Consider the following 26400-nt stretch of genomic DNA (forward strand, 5'->3'; position numbering starts at 1 on the left):
GCTTTCATCCTTTTTTCTGTTGTTCAATCGGCAAAGTAAAGTAAATCGTTGTCCCTTTTCGCTCTTGACTTTCTGCCCAAATACGCCCACCGTGCGCCACGACAACTTCTTTTGCGATAGCCAAACCTAATCCTGTGCCACCGAGTTTGCGTGAACGCGCCTTATCAACACGATAAAAGCGCTCGAAAATTTTTGATAAGTCTGCTTTCGGAATACCTACTCCTTCATCTTTTACGCTTACTTGAATGTCGTTTTCTAGTTTTTCAACGCGGAACGTAATTGTGCCACCTTGTGGCGAGTATTTAAGGGCATTCGAAATAATATTATCAAGCACTTGGGTAATTTTATCTTCATCCATATGAACAATAATTTTTTCATCTGGAAAGTTACGAACAAATGAAACGTTCTCTTTTTTCGTTAATTCAAATCGGTCAATTACCTTATGGAAGTAAGGAATGAAATGCACACGTGTTTTTTTCAATTTATAGTCTTTGCTGTCGAGCTTAGAAAGTTGTAATAAATCATTCACAAGGCGAATCATTCGTTCCGTCTCGTTTTGGGTCACTTCAATAAATCGTGGGGCAATTTCTTCATCGCGCCAAGCGCCGTCAGCAAGCGCCTCTAAATAACTGCGCATCGTTGTTAATGGCGTGCGCAATTCATGCGAAACATTTGCAACAAACTCCCTACGGTCGCGATCAATTTTTTCGTGCTCCGTAATATCATGTAGCACGACGATGAGCCCATTTACAAACCCTTTTTCTTTTTGAATGACAGATAAAGAGGCACGTAAAATATACATTTCTTCTTCTGTGCTAAAGTCTAAAATTAACGTTTCCCGCTCTTCAATCAACGTTTCAAACGTATATTGTTCATCCAAACCTAATATCGTCACAATCGGAGCAGAAATGACTGTTTCACGTGAAACATTCAAAATGTTTAACGCTGCATCGTTAATTAAAATAATTCTCCCTTTCCGATCAGTCGCAATGACACCATCTGTCATATGTGTCAAAACAGACTCTAATTTACGTCGTTCACCTTCTGTCGTTGCTTGCGCTTCTTGTAACTTTTTCGTTAAGTTATTAAAGCTGAGAGCAAGTTGTCCAATTTCATCATATCCGTACACTTTTACTTTTCGTGAAAAGTTACCTTTCGCCATCGCTAACGCCTGTTTACGCATATCTGAAATAGGACGTGTAATTGTCTGTGCTAATAAAATGCCTAACAATGCCGTAATGACTAAAGCAATCCCTGTTCCTGTCGCTAAAATGTTGTTAATTTGCCTCATTTGTGCGAAAACATTTTCCATTGACGCGATGACATAAATCGCGCCCTTAATTTCATTTTTTACTTTAATAGGTGTAGAGGAAATGTACATCCGATGTCCCGTTTTCGGATCGACAAGCATTTTTTCTGCCATTTCCCCTGCCACTAGCGTTCGTTTAATAAGCAAGTCTGTTGTTCGTTTCCCAACGATATTTTGATTGTATGGATTCGATGTGCCTAATACTTTACTTTTATTATCAATGACCCGTACTTCAGAAATATCTTGTGAGACGAAATCTTGTAAAATCGAACGAATTTCCTCTTCGAGTGTAGGACTTTTTTTATCTCGTTCTTTATTCATTTCTTGTTCAATGTTATAGGCAAGTAAAATAACCCGTTCATTTAATGAGTTTTTGAAGTTTTCAACAAGCTGAGCTTCCAGCTGGCGAACGAAATAAGCTCCGATAATTTGCATAGCAATTAAAATAAGCAAAATGTAAATTAGGGCAAATTTGACGTGAATCGATTGAAATATACTTACTTTTTTCATGCTGTTACTCCTGTTCCGGATTTCGTAAATAATACCCTACCCCGCGTCTTGTAACAATCCATGTTGGGTGCGAAGGATTGTCTTCAATTTTTTCACGCAAACGTCTGACGGTTACATCAACGGTGCGCACATCGCCAAAGTAATCGTACCCCCATACTGTTTGCAATAAATGTTCTCTCGTCATGACTTGACCGATATGTTTCGCCAAGTAATGAAGCAGTTCAAATTCGCGATGAGTTAATTCAATTTGTTCTCCTCGTTTGGATACAGTATAGGCGTCCGGATGAATGGTAAGCGAACCGATTTTGATTTCGCTCATTTCTTTTGGATCTTGTTCTTGTTTTTGTTGATGACGTCGTAAATTCGCCTTCACGCGCGCCAATAGCTCACGTGTGCTGAATGGCTTCGTTACATAATCGTCAGCGCCAAGCTCTAACCCGAGCACTTTATCGATTTCAGAATCTTTTGCTGTCAACATAATAATCGGCATATCGTATTTTTTTCGAATTTCTCTACATACTTCCATTCCATCTTTTTGTGGTAGCATAATATCCAATAAAATTAAGTCTGGTTGTACGTCTTCTACTTTTTGCAACGCTTCGACACCATCATATGCACAATATACGTCATATCCTTCTTTTTTTAAATTAAATTGCAAAATATCAGCAATTGGTTTTTCATCGTCGACAACTAAAATTTTTTTTTCCATGTATGTTCACTCCCCCAAAGGCATATTTACATATAGTGTACCATGTCACCATTATAAAACAAAAAAGCATAGACACATATACGTATCTATGCTTGCAAGTGGCTCGGGACGGAATCGAACCGCCGACACAAGGATTTTCAGTCCTTTGCTCTACCGACTGAGCTACCGAGCCATATAAACAATTTTCTCCACCATACTATTCCACTTGAAACAACGTCCTTCGTCCCGCTCTCCGTTTGCTTATTCAAGGTGCAGTTCGAGCGGTACGCTGGTGCCTCATCAAAGAAGCTAACTCGAACGTGCTCTACCGACTGAGCTACCGAGCCATATAAACAATTTTCTCCACCATACTATTCCACTTGAAACAACGTCCTTCGTCCCGCTCTCCGTTTGCTTACTCAAGATACAGTTCGAGCGGTACGCTGAGGCCTTGGCACAGAAGCCAATTCGAACGTGCTCTACCGACTGTGTCCCTTCCTCTACTTGTTTATTCAAAGAAGGGTGATGCGTCGGGACAACTCGTAGCTCGACACTGACGCCTTGACTTGTAGCTACCGAGCCATATGTATAACTGACTTCCCAATTTTTATCGCATTGCTATTTCAATAAAAATGGCGGTTCCGACGGGATTCGAACCCGCGATCTCCTGCGTGACAGGCAGGCATGTTAACCCCTACACCACGGAACCGTATTTCAACAGACATCTATTATTCTATTATATAATTAGTAATAAGACAATAGTTTTTTTAAAAAAACGCCGACGAACGAGTCATCGACGTTTTTTCTTATGCATATACGTTGCGGACAACATTCGTTTGAGAGCGGTCTGGTCCGACCGAGAAAATCGAAAGCGGAATACCCGTTAATTGCGAAATGCGCTCAACATAACGACGTGCATTAGCTGGAAGCTCGTCTAAACTTTTTACACCCGTAATATCTTCCGTCCATCCCGGCAATTCTTCATATACCGGCTCACATTCCGCTAATACTTTCAAACTCGCCGGAAACTCCTCTATGATTTGTCCTTTGTAACGATAAGCAACACAAATTTTCAACGTTTCAATACCTGTTAACACGTCGATCGAGTTTAATGATAAGTCTGTAATTCCACTAACACGACGCGCATGACGAACAACGACGCTATCAAACCAACCGACACGGCGTGGACGCCCGGTTGTCGTTCCGTATTCACGACCTACTTCACGAATACGATCACCAATTTCGTTGTTTAACTCTGTTGGAAACGGACCGTCACCAACACGTGTTGTATATGCTTTCGCTACCCCCACAACATGTTTAATTTTTGTCGGGCCAACACCAGCCCCAATGGTAACCCCACCAGCAACAGGATTTGACGACGTAACAAATGGGTACGTACCTTGGTCGATATCTAACATAACGCCTTGAGCACCTTCAAATAAAACACGGCGTCCTTCATCAAGTGCATCGTTTAATACGACAGATGTGTCACAAACATATTTGGCAATTTGCTGTCCGTATTCGTAATATTCATCAAGAATGTGTTCTAACTGAAACCCTTCTACACCGTACACTTTTTCAAAAAGCACATTTTTCTCAGCTAAGTTACGAGCTAACTTTTCTTCAAACACTTCGCGATCAAGCAAATCTGCAATGCGAATGCCGACACGCGCGGCTTTGTCCATATAAGCAGGGCCAATGCCTTTTTTCGTCGTCCCAATTTTATTAGCCCCTTTTCTCTCTTCTTCTACTTCATCTAGCTTTAAGTGATAAGGCAAAATGACATGCGCACGGTTGCTAATGCGTAAATTGTCTGTGCTTACACCACGCTCATGCAAATACGCTAATTCTTGCACGAGCGCTTTCGGATCGACAACCATTCCATTTCCAATCACACAAATTTTATCTTTATAAAAAATACCAGAAGGGATTAAATGTAATTTATACTTTTCGCCGTTAAATACAATCGTATGTCCGGCGTTATTTCCACCTTGATATCGCGCAATCACTTCTGCATGCTGTGATAAAAAGTCTGTAATCTTTCCTTTTCCCTCATCGCCCCATTGTGTTCCAACAACAACAACTGAAGACATAGCGAGCACCTCCGCTTCATCAATTCCAAACATAGTAAGTGTACCAAATCAACTATGAAAAATCAACAAAAAACCGAACATTTATATAGTTATATGTTATTTTTATTCGTATACATTACGCTCCCGGTGGAACGTTCGTATCATCGAAGCGGCGCTCTAAGTTGACAAACTTGTTGTACTCTTTTACAAACGCAAGTTGTACAGTACCAACAGGACCGTTCCGTTGTTTCGCAATAATAATTTCGATAATGTTTTTGTTTTCTGATTCTTTGTCGTAATAATCATCACGATATAAAAAAGCAACAATATCCGCGTCTTGTTCAATACTTCCCGATTCGCGCAAGTCAGACATCATCGGTCGCTTATCTTGACGTTGCTCCACGCTACGCGAAAGCTGAGATAAAGCGATAACAGGAACGTCTAATTCACGTGCTAGCGCTTTTAGCGAGCGGGAAATTTCCGATACTTCCTGTTGGCGATTTTCACGATTTCGTCCACTTCCTTGAATAAGTTGCAAATAGTCGATGAGTACCATACCAAGCCCCTGCTCTTGCTTTAAACGACGGCATTTGGCGCGAATTTCACTGACGCGAATGTTCGGGGTGTCATCAATAAAAATACCTGCATTCGAAAGGCTTCCCATTGCCATCGTCAACTTTCCCCAATCTTCCGGTGTCAATTTGCCCGTCCGTAAATTTTGGGCGTTAATGTTGCCCTCCGCACAAAGCATACGCATAACGAGTTGCTGTGCCCCCATCTCTAAGCTAAAAATTGCCACGTTCTCACCTGTACGTGTCGCCACATTTTGGGCAATATTTAATGCAAACGCTGTTTTCCCGACAGACGGACGAGCAGCAACAATAATAAAATCGCTTCGTTGAAATCCTGCTGTCATTCGATCAAGTTCAATAAAACCTGTTGGAATTCCCGTGATCTCACCTTTTCGGTTATGAAGCATTTCGATGTTGTCATACGCTTGAACAAGCACATCTTTTATATTTTGAAATCCCGTCGTATTTTTTCGTTGCGATACTTCTAAAATTTTTCGCTCCGCTTCATTTAACACATCGTCTACTTCATCTTCGCGCGTATAACCGTCTTGAGCAATCGATGTAGCCGTGCGAATTAAACGGCGCAAAATAGATTTTTCCTCTACAATTTTCGCATAATAGTGCACATTCGCCGCTGTTGGAACGGCATTGGCAAGCTCTGTTAAATATGACACGCCTCCTACTTCTTCAAGCGCATTTGCATCTGCTAGTTCCGATGTAACCGTCACTAAATCAACGGGCTCGCCACGATCAGATAGTTGTAACATCGTTCGGAAAATTTTTTGATGTGCCGCTCGATAAAAATCTTCGGGAATTAATATTTCTGAAGCGGTTGTGAGCGCGGATGGCTCTAGTAAAATCGCTCCGAGCACAGCCTGTTCAGCTTCGATATTTTGTGGGGGGAGTCGATCAGCAAATATGTCTGTCATGTACGCTCACCGTCCTTTCTCATAAGAAAAATGTGATTATATGCACGGAAAAAATCCGGCATAAAATCACATTTCATTACTTTTGCTCTTGTACATGTACTTTTAATGTAGCAGTTACTTCTGGATGAAGTTTAATTGGTACATTTGTATAGCCAAGCGCTCGAATGGCGTCATCTAATTCAATTTTTCGTTTATCAATTTTAATATCATGTTGTTGCTGAAGCGCCTCCGCAATTTGCTTGCTCGTAATTGAACCGAATAGACGACCACCTTCACCAGCTTTCGCAAATAATTCAACAGTTAACGTATCAATTTTTTCTTTCAATTTTTTTGCGCGAGCTAATTCTTCTTCCGCTTCTTTCTTCTGTTTATTTTTTTGGGCTTCTAATGCTTTTAAATTGGCTGGGGTTGCCTCGATCGCTAACCCTTGTTTAAATAAAAAGTTTTGCGCATAACCATCAGCAACGTTTTTTACTTCCCCTTTTTTTCCTTTTCCTTTCACATCTTTTAAAAAGATCACTTTCATGTGTCCTTACCTCCTGCAATATATTCTCGAATGGCTTCCTTCAATCGCTTTTCTGCTTCATCGATTGTAATATTGGCAAGCTGAGTGGCCGCATTCGTGAGATGACCACCACCATCAAGTTTTTCCATAATTAACTGCACATTCACATCTCCTAACGAACGGGCACTAATCCCGATCATTTGATCGTTTCGCTTCGAAATAACAAACGAAGCGACAACACCATTTAGAGATAATAGCGTATCCGCTGCTTGAGCAATTAAAACCGGATCATATGTTTCATTGGCGCTTCCCTTTGCAATCGCAAACCCGTGCTCATCAATGATAGCGTTCTCAATTATTTTAGCACGCTTAATGTAATGCTCAATATTTTCTTTTAACAGTTTTTGGACAAGTGTCGTGTCCGCTCCTTGGGCGCGTAAATATGAAGCTGCATCAAACGTTCTTGATCCTGTGCGTAATGTGAAACTTTTCGTATCGACAACGATGCCTGCTAGCAAAGCTGTTGCCTCGAGCATAGATAATTTTGAACGCTTTGGTTGATATTGTAACAATTCTGTTACGAGCTCTGATGTAGACGAAGCATATGGCTCCATATATACGAGAATCGGATCTTCAATGAACTCTTCGCCACGACGATGATGGTCAATCACAACAACCCGATCTAATCGTAACAACAACCGTTCTTCTATAACGAGCGAAGGTTTATGCGTATCTACGACAACAAGTAACGTATCTTCCGTCGCCAACTCTAATGCTTGCTCGGGAGAAATAAAACGCGACCAGAGTTCTGTCTGCTTTTTCACTTCTTCTAGCAAACGTTGGACCCCAGAGTCAATACGGCTTGTATCAATCACAATGAACGCTTCCTTTTGATTCATTTGAGCCACTTTTAAAATACCGATCGCCGAACCGATCGCATCCATATCAGGATATTTATGCCCCATAATAAACACTTGTTCACTTTCTAAAATGAGCTCCTTTAATGCATGTGATATGACGCGGGCACGAACTCTTGTCCGTTTCTCCATCGGATTCGTTTTGCCACCATAAAATTTTACTTTTCCATTCGGTTGTTTAATCGCGACTTGATCACCGCCGCGTCCAAGCGCTAAATCTAAACTAGACTGTGCTAACGTACCGAGTTCTGGCAAAGACGGAGAGTTTGTCCCTATTCCGATACTTAGTGTTAACGGCACATGATTTTTCGCTGTCTGCTCACGCACTTCATCTAAAATAGAAAATTTATTTTTTTCGAGTTTTTCTAAAATATGTTCGTTTAACACAGCAACAAATCGATCCGACGACGTCCGTTTCAAAAATAGACCATATTCGCTCGCCCATCTATTTAAGATAGATGTCACTTGACTATTGAGTTGGCTTTTCGTTTGATCATCCATTCCTTGCGTCACATCGTCGTAATTATCAAGAAAAATGACACCTAATACAATTTTTTCTTGTTCGTATTTTTTCTCCAATTGTGCTTGCTCGGTAATATCAAAAAAGTAAAGCAATCGCTCTTCTCGGCGAATGATTGCTTTAAACGTTCGATCGTGAAATGTAACGACTTCTTCTGTTGCCTCTGTTTTTATAAGCGGAACAAGTTGTTCAGCAACATCATATAATGATTGCCCAACGAGCGTATCCACTCCGAAACAAGAAGATAAAAAAGAGTTCGTCCATTCAATTTCTAACTCATCGTTAATGAGCATAATACCAATTGGCATCCCCATTAACGCTTCTTCCCCAACTTTTTTTATCCGGTAAGAGAGAGTAGAAATGTAATCTTCAATTTCCTCTTGAGCAACTTTATACGATCGAAATACGTGAAATAACGTAGGGCCAAGGAGCACAGCAGCGACTATCCCAATCATCCATTCAAAATACGTAACAATGATAAGCAGTACAAACGTAATACCGATTAAAACATACAAGGGATAGCGATGCCTCTGCTTTTCATATAAACTCGACATGAACGTCAGCTCCTTGCGTCATTAATCTTTCAGCTTCTTTCGTAAATCAAATCCTAAATCAATTATACCCAATATTCGCACGAGGTGAAGTAAAAAAGGGAAAAATAGCGATAGAACAACAATCGCAATAGCTCCTTTACGCCCAATATTTTTTTGATGCATCCAATAAAAAATGAACGAGAATCCTTGAATGGTCATAAGTAGCTGTAAAATTTGAAACAAATTAAGCAACGCAATATAAAGAAATGAACCATGCTCGATTGGGAAAAATAACAAAAGCATAACCGCTAAATAGTACCATAACAAACTTTTCGGTAAAACGAGCTCGCGAAACGGCTGCCAGTTACCAATCGGCATATTTAATCGTTTTAAAATGGGCAAGGCAGCTTGTTGAGTAATCCAAGCAAAACATGCAGCCGCGAAAACGAACGCAGTCGGCAATAAGTCAATAACAATGTCCATCGTTTGTCTCATTGTTTTTTCGAATTGCTCATTTGCTGGTTGTCCGATTCTTTCTAACACTATTTGTGCACTTTGAAATGATTGTTGCATTATTTCTTCAATTTGTTTGCCAATGTGAATATCGAAAAACAAAACAGAACTTGCATAAATGATGATCATGCTCACTAAAAAAGAAAGCGTCCCAACGAGCAAAACGACATATTTTCCACCTTTTCTTTGCCACACATGTCCCATCGCAACTCCGCTACTTGCAAACATAAATGTCATCGGAACAGAGAAAAGTGAACCAAACCAAATAGATGGAATAAATGATGCAGCAAGTAAAAACAAGCCGTTTTTATATGTATGGCGCATCGTAAATAAAAGAAATGGAATTGCCAAAAAAAATGTTGTAACCATTCCAAACACCGGCATGTATAAACTGAGCAAGAGGAGAACCGTAAAAATAGCGAGTTGCACAGCTCCTTCCGTCAATACACGAGCGTTTTTCACCTTTTTCCCTCCTTGAAAACAAAAAGCAGTAAGGCTCCGTCCCCCTTACTGCTTTCTCTTTTTATTCGCCCGCAACGTATGGTAATAAAGCCATTTGACGAGCACGTTTGATCGCAACTGTTAATTTACGTTGATATTTCGCGCTCGTACCTGTTACGCGACGAGGTAAAATTTTACCGCGCTCAGAAATGAATTTCTTTAATGTGTCCACATCTTTGTAGTCGATGTGCGTAATTCCGTTTGCTGTAAAGTAGCAAACTTTACGACGTTTTGTGCGTCCACCTTTACGTCCTGCCATCGTATATCCTCCTTTCATTGATCAAGTATTATATTAAAACGGCAAATCATCATCCGATATGTCGATTGGTTGTCCATCGTTCGCAAATGGATCATCATCAATTCGACTAAATCCGCTGTTACGTCCTTGGTTCGGGTTCTGATTTGATCCAAATGGAAACGGCTCGCCATAGCTGCCTGATGCCATGCCACGTTGCTCACCGCCACCTCGCGGCTCTAAAAACTGCACGCTATCGGCGACAACCTCTGTCACGTACACTCGTTTTCCTTCTTGGTTTTCATATGATCTCGTTTGAATTCGACCTTCTACTCCAGCTAAACTACCTTTTTTCAAATAGTTGGCCACATTTTCAGCTTGTCGGCGCCAAACGATACAGTTAATAAAATCTGTTTCACGTTCACCTTGTTGGTTCGTATACGTTCGATTCACCGCTAGCGTAAACGTGGCAACAGCAACTCCATTTGGAGTATAGCGTAATTCCGGATCTTTCGTCAGTCTTCCAACGAGAATTACGCGATTAATCATCAGAACCACTCCTATTCATGAGGAAATTATTCTTCTTCCTTCACGACGATATGACGAATGATATCTTCGCTGATGCGTGCTAAACGGTCAAACTCTTGAACCGCTGCTGGCTTCGCAACAACATTTAAAATCATGTAGTAACCGTCACGGAATTTTTCAATTTCATAAGCGAGACGACGCTTGCCCCATTCTTTTACGTTTGTAATTTCTGCGCCATTTTCAGTTAACACGTTATTAAAACGCTCAACAACTGCTTTTCTCGCTTCTTCTTCCATGTTTGGACGGATAATGTACATAATTTCGTACTTTCTCATCACAGTCACCTCCTTTTGGTCTACACGGCTCTCTACAGAGCAAGGAGCAATATATCATTACTCACATTTGATGATTATATCATGAACGTCGTCCATATGCAAGATTAGACGTTAAAGCGGAAATGAATAATATCGCCATCTTGCACTTCATAATCTTTTCCTTCTAATCGTACTTTTCCTGCTTCGCGGGCAGCAGCCATCGATCCTGCTGCAACTAAATCTTCATAAGATACCGTTTCGGCACGAATAAATCCTCTTTCGAAATCAGAATGAATAATTCCAGCACATTGTGGTGCTTTCATTCCTTTACGAAACGTCCATGCACGCACCTCTTGCTCGCCCGCTGTAAAGTACGTAGCGAGTCCGAGCAAGCTGTATGATGCACGAATAAGTTGGTCTAATCCTGATTGTTCAATGCCAAGTTCTTGTAAAAATAACTCTTTTTCTTCATCATCTAACTCCGCCATCTCTGCCTCAACTTTAGCACATACAACGATGACTTCTGCATTATCTTCTTTCGCAAATGCTTTTACTTGTTGCACGTAATCATTGCTGTTCGGGTCCGCTAAATCTTCTTCTCCGACGTTAGCGACGTATAACATCGGTTTGATCGTTAATAAATGCAATTGCTTCACGACTTTCATTTCTTCTTCCGTAAATGAAAGCGTTCTAGCTGGTTTTCCTGCTTCGAATGTTTCTTTCAAGCGACTTAAAATGTCATATTCAAATACTGCTTCTTTATCTTTTTGTTTTGCCATTTTCCCAACACGATCTATCCGCTTATCTACCGTCTCTAAATCAGCAAAAATAAGTTCTAAGTTAATTGTTTCAATGTCAGCAATCGGGTCTACTTTCCCCGCCACATGCGTAATATTTTCGTCAGCAAAGCATCGCACAACTTGACAAATGGCATCAACTTGGCGGATGTGCGATAAAAACTTATTTCCTAATCCTTCGCCTTTACTTGCACCTTTCACGATTCCTGCGATATCCGTAAACTCAAATACAGTTGGAACCGTACGTTTTGGATTAAATAATTCCGTCAATGTTTTTAGACGCTCATCTGGCACTTCAACAATGCCAACGTTTGGTTCGATCGTACAAAACGGATAGTTGGCAGACTCAGCGCCCGCTTTTGTGATTGCATTAAATAACGTTGATTTTCCGACGTTCGGAAGACCAACAATTCCTGCTGTTAAACCCATAATGAAACTCCTCTCTTCGTCTATTCCTCGTGCTTTACGAGCACTTTTTTCATTTTTTTCTCAAACTCTTTTCGCGGCAGCAATACGCTATGGCCGCATCCTTCACACTTAATTCGAATATCCATGCCCATCCGAATAATTTTCCAACGATTTGTACCGCAAGGATGTTCCTTTTTCATTTCAACGATATCATGCATGCCATACTCCTTATTCAATATAGCACACTCCTTTCCGTTGTTTAAGCACGTTCCGCTTGTTGTTCGCGACTATAGAGAACTAAACGAGGAAACGGGATTTCAATTCCACGCTCGTCCAAACGAAGCTTAATCTCTTTTCGCAACGCACGGGCGATGTGCCAATGACGCATCGGCTTCGTCTCGCATGTAATGCGCATGACCACTTCAGACGGTCCTAAATTTTGTACTCCTAACAACTCTGGTGGACTGACGATGTCTTCATATTTACTTGGCATTTCCTCTAACACTTCGCGAATAACAGCCTCTGCCTGCTCTAAATCACCTTCATACGCAATACTTACATCGACAACTGCCACACTATTATTCAAAGAAAAGTTCGTCACTTGTGTAATCGTTCCATTTGGCAAAATGTGCACTTCACCTGTAAAACTTTTTAACTTCGTTGTGCGCAATCCGATTTCCTCAACATGCCCTTCAAATGTTCCGATGCGCACATAATCTCCGACGGCAAACTGATCTTCAAGGATAATAAAAAATCCTGTAATAATATCACGAACAAGGTTTTGCGCCCCAAATCCAACCGCTAATCCAACGATTCCAGCTCCCGCTAAAATCGCACGAATATCGACGCCTACAGCGTCTAAAATCATCACAAACGTAATAAAGTAAATGGTATACGTCGCCATATTGTTCAGCAGTCGCATTAACGTTGCTTCTCTTCGTTCCGATAACCGAATCGGCGCCTTTTGACGAACGGAGAAAAATTTGGTAATCGTCAATTTGATCACCTTTAACAAAATCGAGGCTAGTAAAAAAATGACGATGATTTTAAGCAAACTAACACCAATCGTCACAAGCCAGTCACCTTCTACTATTTGTTCAACAACACGACCGTATATTTTCTTCATTTGTTCCATTCGTCCACCTCCATCGTAGCGAAATAACCTATACAAGCTTCTTTGCTCACGCATAAGTTATTGTAACAGTATTTTGCTTACATTTGTAGCGCACGAACTTTCTACATCGCCCAATGTATATATATTCACATTTTTCCGTATACTGTTACCACGTTATTTAACCGGAGGAGGGAACGGACGTATGCAAAACAAATTTTTTTACGACGAACCAAATGCAACATCTCAACTCGCATCATCACTTTTATATTTACTTCCATCTTCTACACATATCCCAATTGTCTTCCTTTGCATCGGGACGGATCGTTCGACGGGTGACTCGCTCGGACCACTTGTCGGCACAATGCTTGAACAAAAAGGGATATTGCCTTTTCTCGTATATGGAACGTTAAAAGATCCGATTCATGCTGTTAATTTAGAAGATAGACTAAAAGACATTCACCAACAACATAAACGCGCATTCATCATTGCTGTCGATGCTTGCCTTGGTCGTGTGAAAAACGTTGGGATGGTTACTATTGAAAAAGGTCCGATCAAACCAGGTGCCGCTGTCAATAAAAATCTCCCTTCTGTCGGCGATGCTCACATTACTGGGATCGTCAATGTGAGTGGATTTATGGAATTTTTCGTATTACAAAACACGAGACTTCATTTAGTCATGAGTATGGCGGAAACGATCGCCACAGGTATTTATGAAGCGGGCATCCAACTAAAAAAACACCAGCGGCTTGCATCATTGCAGACAAACGAACTGAAATATAAGTTATTCGAATAACACATGCATAAACGCAACGATCAAGGCATTGACTAAAATGCTTGGCAATAAGTTCGCTACACGAACAGATGTAAGATTCAACATGTTCAATCCGATCGCAACAATTAAAATTCCGCCTGTCGCGGTCGATTCAGCGATAAATGCCTCAAGGGCGCTTGCCGGAATAAAACGATCAATTTGTGTAGCCATCAAAGCGATGGAGCCTTGATAAATGACGACAGGAATGGCCGAAAAAAGAACGCCGATGCCAAACGTAGCGGTTAAGATAATGCTTGTAAAGCCGTCTAAAATTGATTTTGTATATAGTACAAGATGATCCCCTCTTAACCCGCTATGTAACGCACCGACAATAGCCATCGAACCGACGACAAACAGGAGCGTAGCGCTCACAAATCCTTTAGAAATCGCTCCTTCTGCTCCATATCCTGCTCGTTTTTCCACCCATTTCCCTAGCCTTTCGAGTTTTTCTTCAATGTCCCATATTTCTCCTAATACCCCACCGACAACTAAACTAATAATCACAATTAAAAATTGCTTGCTTTCTAATCCCATTTTGACACCAAGAACGACGACAGAAAGCCCAATCCCACTCATTACCGTTGATTTTATGCGTTCAGGAATATTCCGAAATATGGCCCCTAACAGTGCTCCAATAAGAATACATATGCCGTTCACAACCGTACCGAGTAAAGCCAACGTATGTCACATCCTATTCATTCTTCAATCGATTCATCGTATGCATTTAGCAGCTGCAAAATACGTGTCAAATCTTCTTCCGAGAAAAATTCGATTTCAATTTTCCCTTTTTTTCGATGTTTTTTAATGGATACTGACGTTCCTAACCGTTCGCGTAACAGCGCTTCGCTTTGCGTTAAAAATATATTTTTCTCTTCTTTCTTTTTCAATGTTTCACGTGGAACATTTTCATTCAATTGTTGAATAAGCGCCTCAAGTTGGCGAACATTGAGCGATTGTTGAATAACTCGTTCAATAACCGCTGAAAGTTTTTGTTTGTTTTTTAATGCAAGTAATGCTCGACCGTGCCCCATCGATAATGTACCTTCTTCAATCATTTGTTGCACATCACTTGGAAGTGAAAGAAGACGTAGATGGTTGGCAATATGTGGACGGCTCTTCCCTAATCGTTTCGCCAACTCTTCCTGCGTCAATTTGCATTTTGTAAGCAATAATTGATATGCTGTCGCTTCCTCAATCGGATTTAAGTCTTCACGCTGTAAATTTTCAAGCAATGCAATTTCCATCATTTTTTCATCCGAAAGTTCACGTACAACGGCCGGGACAGTTTTTAATCCTGCTAGTTGTGCCGCTCGAAAGCGACGTTCACCTACGACAATTTCATATCCCTTAATTGTTTGGCGAACGATAAGCGGCTGGATGATCCCATGTTCCATAATGGATTGCTTTAATTCTTCTAGCGCTTGTTCATGAAACGTTTTACGCGGTTGATATGGATTTGGACGAAGTTGTTGAATTTCAATGTCTTGAACCGTTTCCCCTTTTTCTGATTCTAAATTCGTAAAAAGCGCATGTATGCCTTTCCCGAGCCCTTTAGCCATTCGCGATCACCTCTTTCGCAAAATCCGCGTATACTTCCGCTCCCCGTGATTTCGCATCGTACAAAATAATCGGCTTCCCGTGGCTTGGCGCCTCACTTAGTCGAACATTGCGTGGTATAATCGTCTCATACACTTTTTCACGAAAATACTTTTTCACTTCTTGAATGACTTGAATACCAAGATTTGTACGCGCATCAAACATCGTCAGCAACACACCTTCAATGCGTAAGTTGGAATTTAAATGTTTTTGTACGAGACGAATTGTATTTAATAGTTGACTCAGTCCTTCCAATGCGTAATATTCACATTGAACGGGGATCAATACTGTATCTGCTGAAGTTAAAGCGTTGATTGTCAGCAGTCCAAGCGACGGCGGGCAATCAATAATAATAAAATCGTACACATCTTTTATCGGGTTTAACGCTTTCTGTAAGCGCACTTCCCGCGAAACAATTGGAACAAGTTCAATTTCAGCGCCCGCGAGTTGGATTGTGGCAGGAATGATGTGCAATCGTTCGATGTTAGTCGGACGAATGACTTGGCGTACATCTACTTCCTCAACTAATAAGTCGTATGCACATTGTTCGATGTCATGTTTTTCCACACCAATCCCGCTTGTCGCATTTCCTTGCGGGTCGACATCGACAAGTAACGTCTTTTTTCCCATATGGGCTAAACAAGCCGATAAATTTACCGCTGTTGTCGTTTTGCCAACACCGCCTTTTTGGTTGGCAATCGCAATAATTTTCCCCACAATGCTCCCCATCCTTTACTTATAATACTTTTATTGTATCACGAATTTTTCAATATTTTCATATACAAAAAGAAAACCTCATCGTCATTTTGGATGAGGTGTTATTTTTGTTTCTTCGGGATGCGGATGGTAATTTGATAATAGTCTTCAAACTCTTCTTCTTCTGAATCGATCGCAACACCGCTATCAGCGACCATCGTCAACGACTGACGAATCGTATTGACGGCGATGCGCATGTCTTTGCTTAACGATTTTCGTTTCGGCTTCGGGCGCTTTTCATCGTCGCTTTCTTCTAGCATTTTCGCGACTCGATCTTCTGTCTGTTTCACGTTGAGTTGCTTTTGAATAATCTCTTCAAGCAATTTTAACTGTTTGTCGTAATCTTTCAGAACAATTAAAGCGCGCGCATGGCGTTCTGTAATTTGACGTTGTAACAATGCATCTTGCACTTCTTGAGGCAGCTTTAATAAACGAAGTTTATTGGCGATCGTTGATTGTCCTTTTCCGAGCCGTTGCGCTAACGCTTCTTGCGTTAAATTGTGCAATTCTAGCAAACGAGCATAAGCAACCGCTTCTTCAATCGGAGTTAGCTCTTCTCGCTGTAGGTTTTCAATTAAAGCGACAGAGGCTGTTTCCGTATCATTTAAATTTTTAATAATGGCAGGTATATCTGTCCAACCAAGTTTTTGTGCTGCCCGCCATCTTCGTTCCCCGGCAATAATTTCGAACTTTCCATCTTCGCATTCTCGAACAACAATCGGTTGAATCATCCCATGTGTTCGAATCGTTTGAGCAAGTTCGTCAATTTTATCTTCAACAAAAATGGTTCGCGGCTGAAAACGGTTTGGAACAATTTGTGAAATGGCGATTCGTTTTATTTCTTCATTCGGTATGACAATTTCTTCTTGCTCTTTTTCACCAAAGCTGAAAAATCGCGAAAAAGGATGCTTCATTTCCCCCTGACACCACCTTTGAGAACTCAAAACATTCATTCAATCGGAAGCTTGTTTGGTACCCCTGGTTTGCGTGGATATTTCTTCGGTGTTTTTCTTTTTTTCTCGACAAAAACGATTGCTCGTTCACTTTCTTCAATTGGCAATAAAAATTGTTCGACTTTCGCCACTTCGCCACCTAACACACGAATAGCCGTTTTTCCTTGTTCAAGCTCTTCTTGTGCTGATGCACCTTTCATTGCAATAAACGTTCCTCCCACTTTCACAAGTGGCAAACAGAGCTCACTTAAGACAGATAAACGAGCAACAGCACGAGCCATGACGACATCAAATGACTCACGTACACTTTTTTGTCCAAACGTCTCGGCGCGATCATGATAAAAGGCTACTCCTTCAAGCCCAAGTTGTGCCGCTAAATGATTCAGAAATGTGATTCGTTTTTGTAATGAATCAACAATTGATACATGTAGATGAGGAAAGCAAATTTTTAGCGGTATACTCGGAAAACCAGCCCCTGCTCCAACATCGCAAATAGATAATGATTGCGAAAAATCATAATAAAAAGCAGGTGTGATGGAATCAAAAAAATGCTTCAAGTACACGCCTTCTTCGTCTGTGATCGCCGTTAAATTCATTTTCCCGTTCCATTCAACGAGCAATTGATAATATGTTTCGAATTGAGTAAGTTGTTGAGGAGAAAGCGAAATTCCTTTCTCCTCTAACATTTGTTGAAATACCTTTACATCCATCATTCATCCCTCTTTATTCATTTGACACACGTGCGATTTTTCCCTGCTCTAAATACACTAATAAAATCGAAATGTCTGCCGGATTGACTCCCGAAATGCGTGACGCTTGTGCAATGGAAAGCGGACGAACTTGTTTTAGTTTTTGACGCGCCTCTGTCGCCAATCCTGTAATCGCATCGTAATCAATGTCTTCTGGAATTTTTTTGTTTTCCATTTTCTTTAATTTTTCAACTTGTTGTAGCGATTTTTCAATGTATCCTTCGTATTTAATTTGAATTTCTACTTGTTCTGCTACTTCAGGATCAATTGGCTGTTCCGCTGGTGCAATCATTTGAATGTGCTCGTACGTCATTTCTGGACGTTTTAACAAGTCAGCTGCGCGAATGCCGTCTTTTAACTCGCTTCCCCCGACATCCCGAATAAGTTGTTGTACTTGTGGGGTTGGCTTAATGATGTAAGATTTTAAGCGTTTCTTTTCCGCTTCGATCGCTTCTTTCTTTGCGACAAACTTCTCATATCGCTCTTGTGAAATTAAACCAATTTTATATCCAATTTCTGTTAAACGTAAATCAGCATTGTCGTGACGTAATAAAAGACGATATTCTGCACGTGATGTTAGCAAGCGATATGGCTCGTTCGTTCCTTTTGTCACAAGGTCATCAATTAAAACACCAATATATGCTTCTGAGCGGCTTAAAATTAACTCCTCTTTTCCAAGCGCTTTACAAGCGGCATTAATGCCGGCAATAAGCCCTTGACCAGCTGCTTCTTCATATCCAGATGTCCCGTTAATTTGGCCTGCTGTATATAATCGTTGAACAACTTTTGTTTCTAACGTTGGCCATAGCTGTGTTGGAACGATAGCATCATACTCAATCGCATAACCAGCACGCATGAGCTGTGCCTTCTCTAGCCCCGGTATTGTCGCTAACATTTGACGTTGAATATGCTCCGGCAAACTTGTCGATAAACCTTGTACATATACTTCCTGCGTATGTCTTCCTTCTGGTTCAAGGAAAATTTGATGACGTGGTTTATCATGAAAACGGACGATTTTATCTTCAATTGATGGACAATAACGCGGGCCTGTCCCTTTAATCATTCCTGAATACATCGGTGACAAATGTAAATTTTCATCGATGATTCGGTGCGTTTCTTCTGTCGTATAAGTGAGCCAACAAGGAAGTTGGTCGGTAATGTATTGTTTCGTCTCATAGGAGAACGCTCGTGGCACGTCATCTCCCGGCTGAATTTCTGTTTTGCTGTAATCAATCGTATGGCTATTTACACGCGGTGGTGTTCCTGTTTTAAAGCGAACTAATTCAAAACCAAGTTCCTCTAAATGCTCTGAAAGTTTAATCGATGGCTGTTGATTGTTCGGACCGCTTGAATATTTAATGTCACCAATAATAATTTCACCGCGTAAAAACGTTCCTGTCGTAATAACGACAGCTTTAGCATAATAGCGAGCACCTGTATGCGTAATGACACCTCTACATACACCGTCTTCTACGATTAATTTTTCTACTTTTCCTTGTAATAACGTTAAATTCTCTTGGTTTTCTAACGTCTTTTTCATTTCTTGTTGATATAAAAATTTATCTGCTTGTGCACGCAACGCTCGCACCGCAGGTCCTTTTCCTGTGTTCAACATTCGCATTTGAATATGCGTTTTGTCGATGTTTTTCCCCATTTCTCCGCCCAATGCGTCAATTTCCCGAACGACAATCCCTTTTGCAGGTCCGCCGATTGATGGGTTACATGGCATAAAAGCAATCATATCGAGATTGAGCGTAATCACTAGCGTACTTGCTCCCATGCGTGCAGCAGCAAGCGCCGCTTCACATCCGGCATGACCGGCACCGACAACGATAACATCATAAGATCCTGCCTCGTAATGCATAAACACCCTCCTTATTTTCCTAAACAAAATTGTGCAAACAATTGATCAATCAAACTTTCGTGCACCGTATCTCCAACGATTTCACCTAACAATTCCCATGCTCTCGTTAAATCAATTTGCACGATGTCGATCGGCATCCCCGCTTCGATGCCGTGAATCGCTTCTTCTATCGCTTTTTTTGCTTGCGTCAACAATGCAATATGACGCGAGTTTGATACATATGTTAAATCACGCGCCTCTACATCTCCACTGAAAAACAATGAGGCAATCGCCTCTTCAAGTTGCTCGATCCCTCTTTCCTCCAAAAGAGATGTCGTAATAATTGGTAATCCTTGCGCTAATTGCTTCACTCGGTCCATATCAATTCGCTTCGGTAAGTCTGTTTTATTAACAATAACAATGGCGTCCATTCCCTTGACCGCTTCAAACAACTGCTCATCTTCTACTGTTAGCGGCTCATTGTAGTTAAGTACAAGCAAAATTAAATCAGCTTCTTTTAACACTTTCCGTGACCGCTCGACCCCAATACGTTCGACAATGTCTTCTGTCTCACGGATGCCCGCTGTATCTAGCAAACGAAGCGGTACACCACGAACATTTACATATTCCTCAATAACATCACGAGTTGTGCCTGGAATATCCGTCACGATCGCACGATTTTCATGAGCTAAACTGTTTAACAACGATGATTTCCCAACGTTTGGACGACCGATAATCACTGTCGCTAGTCCGTCTCGTAACACTTTTCCTTGTTGTGCCGTTTGTAACAGCCGCTCGATTTCATTTTTCACTTCTGTTGCCTTCTCAAGCAACAGTCGATGCGTCATTTCCTCGACATCATCATATTCTGGATAGTCAATATTTACTTCGACATGCGCCAACGTTTCTAAAATCGTTTGGCGCAAGCGACGAATCAGTTTCGATAAACGACCTTCCATTTGATTCAATGCAACAGCCATGGCACGATCTGTTTTGGCGCGAATAAGATCAATGACCGCTTCTGCTTGGGATAAATCAATACGCCCATTTAAAAAAGCTCTTTTTGTAAATTCTCCAGGTTGCGCTAGACGAGCTCCATACGCTAACACGAGTTGAAGAACGCGGTTGACGGAAACGAGCCCCCCGTGGCAGTTAATTTCGACAACATCTTCACGCGTAAATGTCTTCGGAGCCTTCATCACCGTAACCATCACTTCTTCAATCGTTTCTTTCGTCTCCGGATGTACTATGTGTCCATAATGAATTGTATGAGATGGGACGTCTTTTAGCTTCTTTCCCCCTACACCAACAAACAGTTGATCAACAATTTTTATCGCTTCATCCCCGCTTAAACGGACGATAGCAATCGCCCCTTCACCCATCGGGGTCGAGATCGCTGCAATTGTATCGAATTCCACGCTATTCACCTTCTTTCTTAAAACAAAATTATCCACATCTATATCATTCGTGTTTTATTCACAATGGTAATCAAATAAATTTTAACTTATCCACATGTGAATAACAACATACACACTGCGTTTGAATTTACAAAAAAAATTCTCTAGGAACGACTTTCCCTAGAGAATGTTTATCTTTTTAGTGAAATAACGACATGACGATGCGGTTCCGTCCCAGCTGAAAACGTCTGTATTCTATCGTCATCACTTAGCGCCGTATGAATGACTTTTCGCTCCCATGCACTCATCGGTTCTAACGAAATATCTTTCCCCGTTTGTATCGCTTTTTTCGCCATATTTTTCGCTAAACGAACAAGTGTTTCTTCTCTTCGTTTTCGATATCCTTCCGCATCAATAACAACGCGAAGCGGACGATCCGTATAGCGATTTAACACTCCTTGCGCCAATAATTGTAACGCATTCAACGTTTGGCCATGCTTTCCAATCACCCGTGCAACCTCTGGACCTGAAAGCAAGACGACGAGATGTTCATCTTTCTGTTCGGAAGCGAGATGGACACGTACACCCATCTGCTCAATAACATGTTTTAAAAACGATTTGACACAATCAAACGGATGACGGATCACAATCTCCACGATTGCTTCTTGTCCACCGAACAAACCAAGAAACGGCTTTTTTTCTTGTTGCACAACAACAATATCGACCGCTTCTTTCGACAAATGTAATTGCGCTAACGCTTTGTCCACTGCCTCTCCTACCGTTTGGCCCCTCATCGTGATTCGTTTCACTTTCCTGTTCCCCCAGCTTGTTTCGTTGCTTTTAAGTCTGGTCCTTTAATAAAGTACGTTTGTGCAATCATAAATAAGTTACCGACTACCCAATAAAGTGAAAGTGCTGCTGGGAAGTTGATCGCAAAAACAACGACCATAATTGGCATTAACCAAAGCATCATCGCCATTTGTGGATTTTGCTGCTCGGTGCCAGCCATCATCATCTTTTGCTGAATAAATGTTGTGACCCCTGCGACAAGTGGCAAGATGAAAAACGGATCTTTTTCACCTAAGTCAAACCATAAAAAATTATGGCGTGCAATTTCTTCTGTGCGCATAATAGCATGGTAAAAACCGATTAAAATCGGCATTTGAATGAGTATTGGAAGACAACCGGCTAGCGGATTGACGCCATGCTTTTGGAAAAGTAACATCGTTTCTTGTTGGAGCTTTTGCTGCGTTTGCGCGTCTTTTGAACTGTATTTTTCGCGAAGTTTTTGTAATTCCGGTTGCAACGCTTGCATCGCCTTAGAATTTCTCGTTTGTTGAATCATTAGCGGCAAAATAGCTAAGCGAATGAGAATTGTAACGATGATAATACCTAGTCCATAATTAGAACCAAACATTTCAGATGTATATGTAATTAACCAAGACAGTGGGTAAACGATATACTCGTTCCAAAACCCTTTGCTTTCTGCAGTAATTGGCTGATTGATTTCTGTACATCCTGCTAACACAACAGCAAGAAGTAAAAATAGCCATGCGACTTGCCTTTTTTTCACTCGTTCTTCCTCCCTACTCTGTAAATGCATTCCTCACAACATTTTAACATATAATCAACTCAACGTTTAATAAAAAGCGTTCGCCCGTCTCAAGACGTGCACTAAGCTTTTTCTCACCTCTTCATACTCCATTGTAGCTACCGGCACTCGCGCGATGATCACATAATCTTTTCCAACTTGAACTCGATCACGTTCTTCCTGAAATACTTGGCGAATATAGCGCTTCACACGATTCCGAACGACCGCTTTCCCTATTTTCTTGCTAACGGACAACCCGATGCGAAAATACGGTTGCTCTGGTTTATCGAGAACATACAAAACAAACTGTCGGTTCGCTACCGATTTACCTTTTTTAAACACTTCTTGAAATTCGTCATTTTTTTTAATGCGATATTTTTTTTTCATGTGCTCCAATAACACCTCGATCGTAACTCCCGTTAGAAAAAAGACCACTGATCGTTCAGTGGCCTATGCAGATAATACTTTTCTTCCTTTACGACGACGGCGAGCAAGAACTTTTCTTCCGTTCTTTGTGCTCATACGTGCACGGAAACCGTGTACTTTGCTGCGCTTCCGTTTGTTTGGCTGATACGTTCTTTTCATATATGACACCTCCCTGAGGAATAACTGTTAAAAGACAGTCTTTCTAATTATAGTGAGAAATTTAGAGAAATGTCAACTACTCCGGGAGTATCTTTTTTTGAATATATTGTGATTATGGATGTGGATAATTTTTTTGTCGCTTTTTCTGTATCCACAACATTTATCGACAATTTTTTCACATCTTATAACCTTGTGGATAAATTTTTTTCACAACTTTTTTATTTTGTGGATAATTTTTAAAAACCGTTGCAACATATGTATTTATCTGCTATTATATTGTTGTTTTTACTCTGGATAATGGTGTGCATTTTTTTCTTTATCCACAAAATGTGGATAATGTGTGGACAGTCCCATCCACATCCTGTGTAAATATTTGTCCACAATCGGTGAAAACTGTCGAAAAAAATTTTTTTATAGACAAAGTTATACAAAAGTTAAACACCCGCGCGGAGAAGGAGGGAGAGCGGCGTGGAAAATATTTCGGACTTATGGAATAAAGCATTGGCCGAAATTGAGAAAAAAATTAGCAAACCGAGTTTTGAAACATGGTTAAAATCAACGACTGCACATTCGTTAAAGGGCGATATCCTTATTATTACCGTCCCAAACGAATTTACAAAAGACTGGCTCGAATCTCGCTATACCCGGCTGATCGAACAAACACTTTATGACATTACCGGAGAAGAATTAAAGATTAAATGTACCATCCCTAATCATCAAACAACGGAAGAATTCGCTCTAAAGCCGACAAGCAAACCGCGCAAACACGATGACGAACAAACAGAATTTCCACAAAGCATGCTCAATCCGAAGTATACGTTTGATACTTTTGTCATTGGATCTGGAAATCGCTTTGCTCATGCTGCCTCTTTAGCTGTGGCAGAAGCACCGGCCAAAGCATACAACCCCCTTTTCATTTATGGTGGTGTAGGCCTAGGCAAGACGCACCTCATGCACGCAATCGGTCATTACGTTCTTGAACACAACCCATCAGCGAAAGTCGTTTATCTATCTTCTGAAAAGTTTACAAACGAATTTATTAATGCCATTCGTGACAACCGTCCGGATGATTTTCGTAACAAATATCGCAATGTGGACGTGTTACTAATAGATGATATTCAGTTTTTAGCTGGGAAAGAACAAACACAAGAAGAGTTTTTCCATACATTTAACACGCTTCACGAGGAAAGTAAGCAAATTGTTATATCGAGTGACCGACCTCCAAAAGAAATTCCGACGTTAGAAGACCGCCTTCGTTCACGTTTTGAATGGGGCTTAATTACAGACATCACCCCTCCTGACTTAGAGACAAGAATCGCTATTTTGCGCAAAAAAGCGAAAGCGGAAGGATTCGACATACCGAACGAAGTGATGTTGTACATTGCTAATCAAATTGATTCGAACATTCGTGAATTAGAGGGGGCGCTCATTCGCGTCGTTGCTTACTCTTCTTTAATTAATAAAGAAATTAACGCAGATTTGGCAGCTGAAGCATTAAAAGATATTATTCCGAGCTCCAAACCAAAAGTTATTACGATCCAAGATATTCAACGCGTTGTCGGGGAGCATTTTAATGTAAAACTCGAAGATTTCAAGGCGAAAAAGCGGACAAAATCTGTTGCTTTTCCAAGACAAATTGCAATGTATCTTTCACGCGAACTGACGGACTGTTCGCTCCCGAAAATTGGTGAAGAATTTGGAGGGCGTGACCATACGACTGTTATCCATGCCCATGAAAAAATTTCAGCTCTCATTCAGACTGACGTTCAATTGCAAAAACAGCTGAAAGAAATTATGGAGAAACTGAAATAATGTGAATAACTACTTTGTGTTTGTGCACAGTCTGTCCACATGTGGATAGTCTGTGCTTCCTTTGTTTTACTCACTTATCCACATAATCACAGCTCCTATTACTATGATTAATAGTTTTTTAAAAAAATATAATTAATAATTAGGGAGGTTTTCTTTGTGAAAGTTACTATCGATCGCGAGCACTTAGTGAGAAGCGTGCAGGATGTTATGAAAGCTGTATCATCCCGAACGACCATTCCTATTTTGACTGGAATTAAAATTGTCGCTTCTGAGCAAGGAGTTACATTGACAGGGAGCGATTCAGATATTTCGATTGAATCGTTTATTCCAGCGGAGGAAAAGGATCGTATTATTGTTGACGTCATTAAACAAGGAAGCGTAGTTCTCCAAGCACGATTTTTTAGCGAAATTGTTCGGAAACTACCGAAAGAAACCGTACAAATCGAAGTAAAAGATCAATTTGTCACAACAATTCGTTCCGGAAAAGCCGAATTTCACTTAAACGGATTGGATCCAGAGGAATATCCGCGCTTACCACAAATTCAAGAGGAAAACATGTTTAAAGTTCCAGCTGATTTGTTAAAACATGTAATTCGTCAAACTGTATTCGCAGTATCGACTTCAGAAACACGTCCGATCTTGACAGGTGTAAACTGGCGAATTGAAAATAATGAACTGACGTGTATTGCAACAGATAGCCATCGGCTAGCTATGAGAAAAGCAAAAGTAGAAACGGAATCAGAAGCGTACTTCAATATCGTCATTCCGGGAAAGAGCTTGAACGAACTAAATAAAATCCTCGAAGAGTCGAATGAACTTGTGCACATTGTCGTGACAGAAAATCAAATATTATTCAAAACAAAACATTTGTTGTTTTTCTCACGTTTATTAGACGGGAACTATCCGGATACGTCTCGACTTATTCCAACAGACAGTCAGACAGATGTGATTGTAAAAACGAAGGAGTTTCTACAAGCGATCGACCGTGCATCTTTATTAGCGCGTGAAGGAAGAAACAACGTTGTTCGTTTATCGACACTAGCGGACAAAATCGTTGAAATTTCTTCGAACTCACCTGAAATCGGAAAAGTGGTTGAAGAAGTGCAGTGTGAACAAGTTGAGGGAGAAGAATTAAAAATTTCTTTCAGCGCAAAATATATGATGGATGCACTAAAAGCGTTAGAAGGGACAGAAATTAAAATTAGTTTTACTGGTGCAATGCGACCATTTTTAATTCGTCCGCTTCATGACGATTCGATGCTCCAATTAATTTTACCTGTGCGCACATATTAAAAGCTGCTAGATGAACTAGCAGCTTTCCTTTTCTTCACCTTTCTTTTTT

Annotated in this window: 27 protein-coding genes and 2 tRNA genes; 3 read left to right on the plus strand and 26 right to left on the minus strand. The window is 40.7% G+C overall.

The window, feature by feature from the left end; translation table 11 throughout:
- Positions 1–4: 4 nt before the first annotated feature.
- From walK to ETB99_RS09285, 15 genes are all read right to left on the minus strand, one after another.
- Positions 5–1819 (minus strand): cell wall metabolism sensor histidine kinase WalK, encoded by a 1815-nt coding sequence (walK, locus tag ETB99_RS09215; protein ID WP_003397561.1) that lies wholly within the window; start codon positions 1817–1819, stop codon positions 5–7.
- Positions 1820–1823: 4 nt separating this feature from the next.
- Entirely contained in the window at positions 1824–2528 is a 705-nt protein-coding gene (gene yycF / locus ETB99_RS09220) for a response regulator YycF (protein ID WP_003397562.1), read from the minus strand.
- A 99-nt stretch (positions 2529–2627) separates the two neighbouring features.
- A tRNA-Phe gene (locus ETB99_RS09225) sits at positions 2628–2700 on the minus strand.
- 440 nt (positions 2701–3140) lie between these two features.
- Positions 3141–3216: transfer RNA gene (locus ETB99_RS09230), tRNA-Asp, on the minus strand.
- Positions 3217–3313: 97 nt separating this feature from the next.
- Positions 3314–4600: an adenylosuccinate synthase gene (locus ETB99_RS09235; protein ID WP_041639210.1), complete on the minus strand. Its 1287-nt coding sequence runs from the start codon at positions 4598–4600 to the stop codon at positions 3314–3316.
- 115 nt (positions 4601–4715) lie between these two features.
- Positions 4716–6080, minus strand: coding sequence for a replicative DNA helicase (gene dnaB, locus ETB99_RS09240; protein WP_171700451.1), 1365 nt, complete (start codon positions 6078–6080; stop codon positions 4716–4718).
- 76 nt (positions 6081–6156) lie between these two features.
- Complete coding sequence (gene rplI / locus ETB99_RS09245) at positions 6157–6606, minus strand: 50S ribosomal protein L9 (RefSeq protein WP_006321121.1); 450 nt, start codon at positions 6604–6606, stop codon at positions 6157–6159.
- Positions 6603–8576 (minus strand): DHH family phosphoesterase, encoded by a 1974-nt coding sequence (locus ETB99_RS09250; RefSeq protein ID WP_171700452.1) that lies wholly within the window; start codon positions 8574–8576, stop codon positions 6603–6605. Before ETB99_RS09250 ends, rplI begins: the two co-directional genes overlap by 4 nt.
- A 21-nt stretch (positions 8577–8597) precedes the next feature.
- On the minus strand, positions 8598–9530 hold the full coding sequence (locus ETB99_RS09255; protein ID WP_077429096.1) for a YybS family protein: 933 nt from the start codon (positions 9528–9530) through the stop codon (positions 8598–8600).
- A 61-nt stretch (positions 9531–9591) separates the two neighbouring features.
- Positions 9592–9828: a 30S ribosomal protein S18 gene (rpsR, locus tag ETB99_RS09260; RefSeq protein WP_077429095.1), complete on the minus strand. Its 237-nt coding sequence runs from the start codon at positions 9826–9828 to the stop codon at positions 9592–9594.
- Between the two features lie 33 nt (positions 9829–9861).
- Positions 9862–10353 carry a single-stranded DNA-binding protein gene (gene ssb, locus ETB99_RS09265; protein ID WP_171700453.1) on the minus strand — a complete coding sequence of 164 codons (492 nt, stop codon included), beginning with the start codon at positions 10351–10353 and terminating at the stop codon, positions 9862–9864.
- A 26-nt stretch (positions 10354–10379) separates the two neighbouring features.
- Complete coding sequence (gene rpsF / locus ETB99_RS09270) at positions 10380–10667, minus strand: 30S ribosomal protein S6 (RefSeq protein ID WP_009361077.1); 288 nt, start codon at positions 10665–10667, stop codon at positions 10380–10382.
- Between the two features lie 104 nt (positions 10668–10771).
- The gene (gene ychF, locus ETB99_RS09275) at positions 10772–11872 is read right to left on the minus strand and encodes a redox-regulated ATPase YchF (protein ID WP_171700454.1); all 1101 of its coding nucleotides are present in this window, start codon (positions 11870–11872) and stop codon (positions 10772–10774) included.
- 20 nt (positions 11873–11892) lie between these two features.
- Positions 11893–12069, minus strand: coding sequence for a DUF951 domain-containing protein (locus tag ETB99_RS09280; protein WP_006321132.1), 177 nt, complete (start codon positions 12067–12069; stop codon positions 11893–11895).
- 41 nt (positions 12070–12110) lie between these two features.
- Positions 12111–12986 (minus strand): mechanosensitive ion channel family protein, encoded by an 876-nt coding sequence (locus ETB99_RS09285; RefSeq protein WP_171700455.1) that lies wholly within the window; start codon positions 12984–12986, stop codon positions 12111–12113.
- Positions 12987–13167: 181 nt separating this feature from the next.
- On the opposite strand from ETB99_RS09285, the gene yyaC reads away from it, so the two are divergent.
- Positions 13168–13758 carry a spore protease YyaC gene (gene yyaC / locus ETB99_RS09290; protein ID WP_171700456.1) on the plus strand — a complete coding sequence of 197 codons (591 nt, stop codon included), beginning with the start codon at positions 13168–13170 and terminating at the stop codon, positions 13756–13758.
- On the opposite strand, the gene ETB99_RS09295 is transcribed toward yyaC, so the two are convergent.
- The 11 genes from ETB99_RS09295 to rpmH form a co-directional block, all read right to left on the minus strand.
- Positions 13747–14454, minus strand: a complete 708-nt coding sequence (locus ETB99_RS09295; RefSeq protein ID WP_171700457.1) for a DUF554 domain-containing protein — start codon at positions 14452–14454, stop codon at positions 13747–13749. The two genes, yyaC and ETB99_RS09295, sit on opposite strands and share 12 nt — an antisense overlap.
- Positions 14455–14471: 17 nt before the next feature.
- Positions 14472–15335, minus strand: a complete 864-nt coding sequence (locus ETB99_RS09300) for a ParB/RepB/Spo0J family partition protein (protein ID WP_171700458.1) — start codon at positions 15333–15335, stop codon at positions 14472–14474.
- Entirely contained in the window at positions 15328–16089 is a 762-nt protein-coding gene (locus tag ETB99_RS09305) for a ParA family protein (RefSeq protein ID WP_077429088.1), read from the minus strand. Before ETB99_RS09305 ends, ETB99_RS09300 begins: the two co-directional genes overlap by 8 nt.
- Before the next feature lie 101 nt (positions 16090–16190).
- Positions 16191–17042 (minus strand): nucleoid occlusion protein, encoded by an 852-nt coding sequence (noc, locus tag ETB99_RS09310; protein WP_077429087.1) that lies wholly within the window; start codon positions 17040–17042, stop codon positions 16191–16193.
- Positions 17043–17077: 35 nt separating this feature from the next.
- A complete protein-coding gene (gene rsmG / locus ETB99_RS09315; protein WP_171700459.1) occupies positions 17078–17791 on the minus strand; it encodes a 16S rRNA (guanine(527)-N(7))-methyltransferase RsmG in 714 nt (237 codons plus the stop codon).
- A 13-nt stretch (positions 17792–17804) separates the two neighbouring features.
- The gene (mnmG, locus tag ETB99_RS09320) at positions 17805–19694 is read right to left on the minus strand and encodes a tRNA uridine-5-carboxymethylaminomethyl(34) synthesis enzyme MnmG (RefSeq protein ID WP_077429086.1); all 1890 of its coding nucleotides are present in this window, start codon (positions 19692–19694) and stop codon (positions 17805–17807) included.
- 11 nt (positions 19695–19705) lie between these two features.
- Positions 19706–21091: a tRNA uridine-5-carboxymethylaminomethyl(34) synthesis GTPase MnmE gene (mnmE, locus tag ETB99_RS09325; protein ID WP_171700460.1), complete on the minus strand. Its 1386-nt coding sequence runs from the start codon at positions 21089–21091 to the stop codon at positions 19706–19708.
- Positions 21092–21261: 170 nt separating this feature from the next.
- Positions 21262–21879, minus strand: a complete 618-nt coding sequence (gene jag / locus ETB99_RS09330; RefSeq protein ID WP_171700461.1) for an RNA-binding cell elongation regulator Jag/EloR — start codon at positions 21877–21879, stop codon at positions 21262–21264.
- On the minus strand, positions 21876–22643 hold the full coding sequence (spoIIIJ, locus tag ETB99_RS09335) for a YidC family membrane integrase SpoIIIJ (RefSeq protein ID WP_171700462.1): 768 nt from the start codon (positions 22641–22643) through the stop codon (positions 21876–21878). Before spoIIIJ ends, jag begins: the two co-directional genes overlap by 4 nt.
- 66 nt (positions 22644–22709) lie before the next feature.
- Complete coding sequence (gene rnpA / locus ETB99_RS09340) at positions 22710–23048, minus strand: ribonuclease P protein component (protein WP_077429083.1); 339 nt, start codon at positions 23046–23048, stop codon at positions 22710–22712.
- Between the two features lie 63 nt (positions 23049–23111).
- Complete coding sequence (gene rpmH, locus ETB99_RS09345; RefSeq protein ID WP_003397591.1) at positions 23112–23246, minus strand: 50S ribosomal protein L34; 135 nt, start codon at positions 23244–23246, stop codon at positions 23112–23114.
- 468 nt (positions 23247–23714) lie between these two features.
- Here rpmH and dnaA point away from each other — a divergent pair, with 468 nt between their 5' ends.
- Complete coding sequence (dnaA, locus tag ETB99_RS09350; protein ID WP_077429082.1) at positions 23715–25058, plus strand: chromosomal replication initiator protein DnaA; 1344 nt, start codon at positions 23715–23717, stop codon at positions 25056–25058.
- Positions 25059–25214: 156 nt separating this feature from the next.
- Positions 25215–26351 (plus strand): DNA polymerase III subunit beta, encoded by a 1137-nt coding sequence (gene dnaN, locus ETB99_RS09355; RefSeq protein ID WP_077429081.1) that lies wholly within the window; start codon positions 25215–25217, stop codon positions 26349–26351.
- The last annotated feature ends 49 nt before the right edge of the window (positions 26352–26400 follow it).

This window comes from Anoxybacillus sp. CHMUD, from assembly GCF_013096965.1.
GTDB classification, from domain to species: domain Bacteria; phylum Bacillota; class Bacilli; order Bacillales; family Anoxybacillaceae; genus Anoxybacillus; species Anoxybacillus kestanbolensis_A.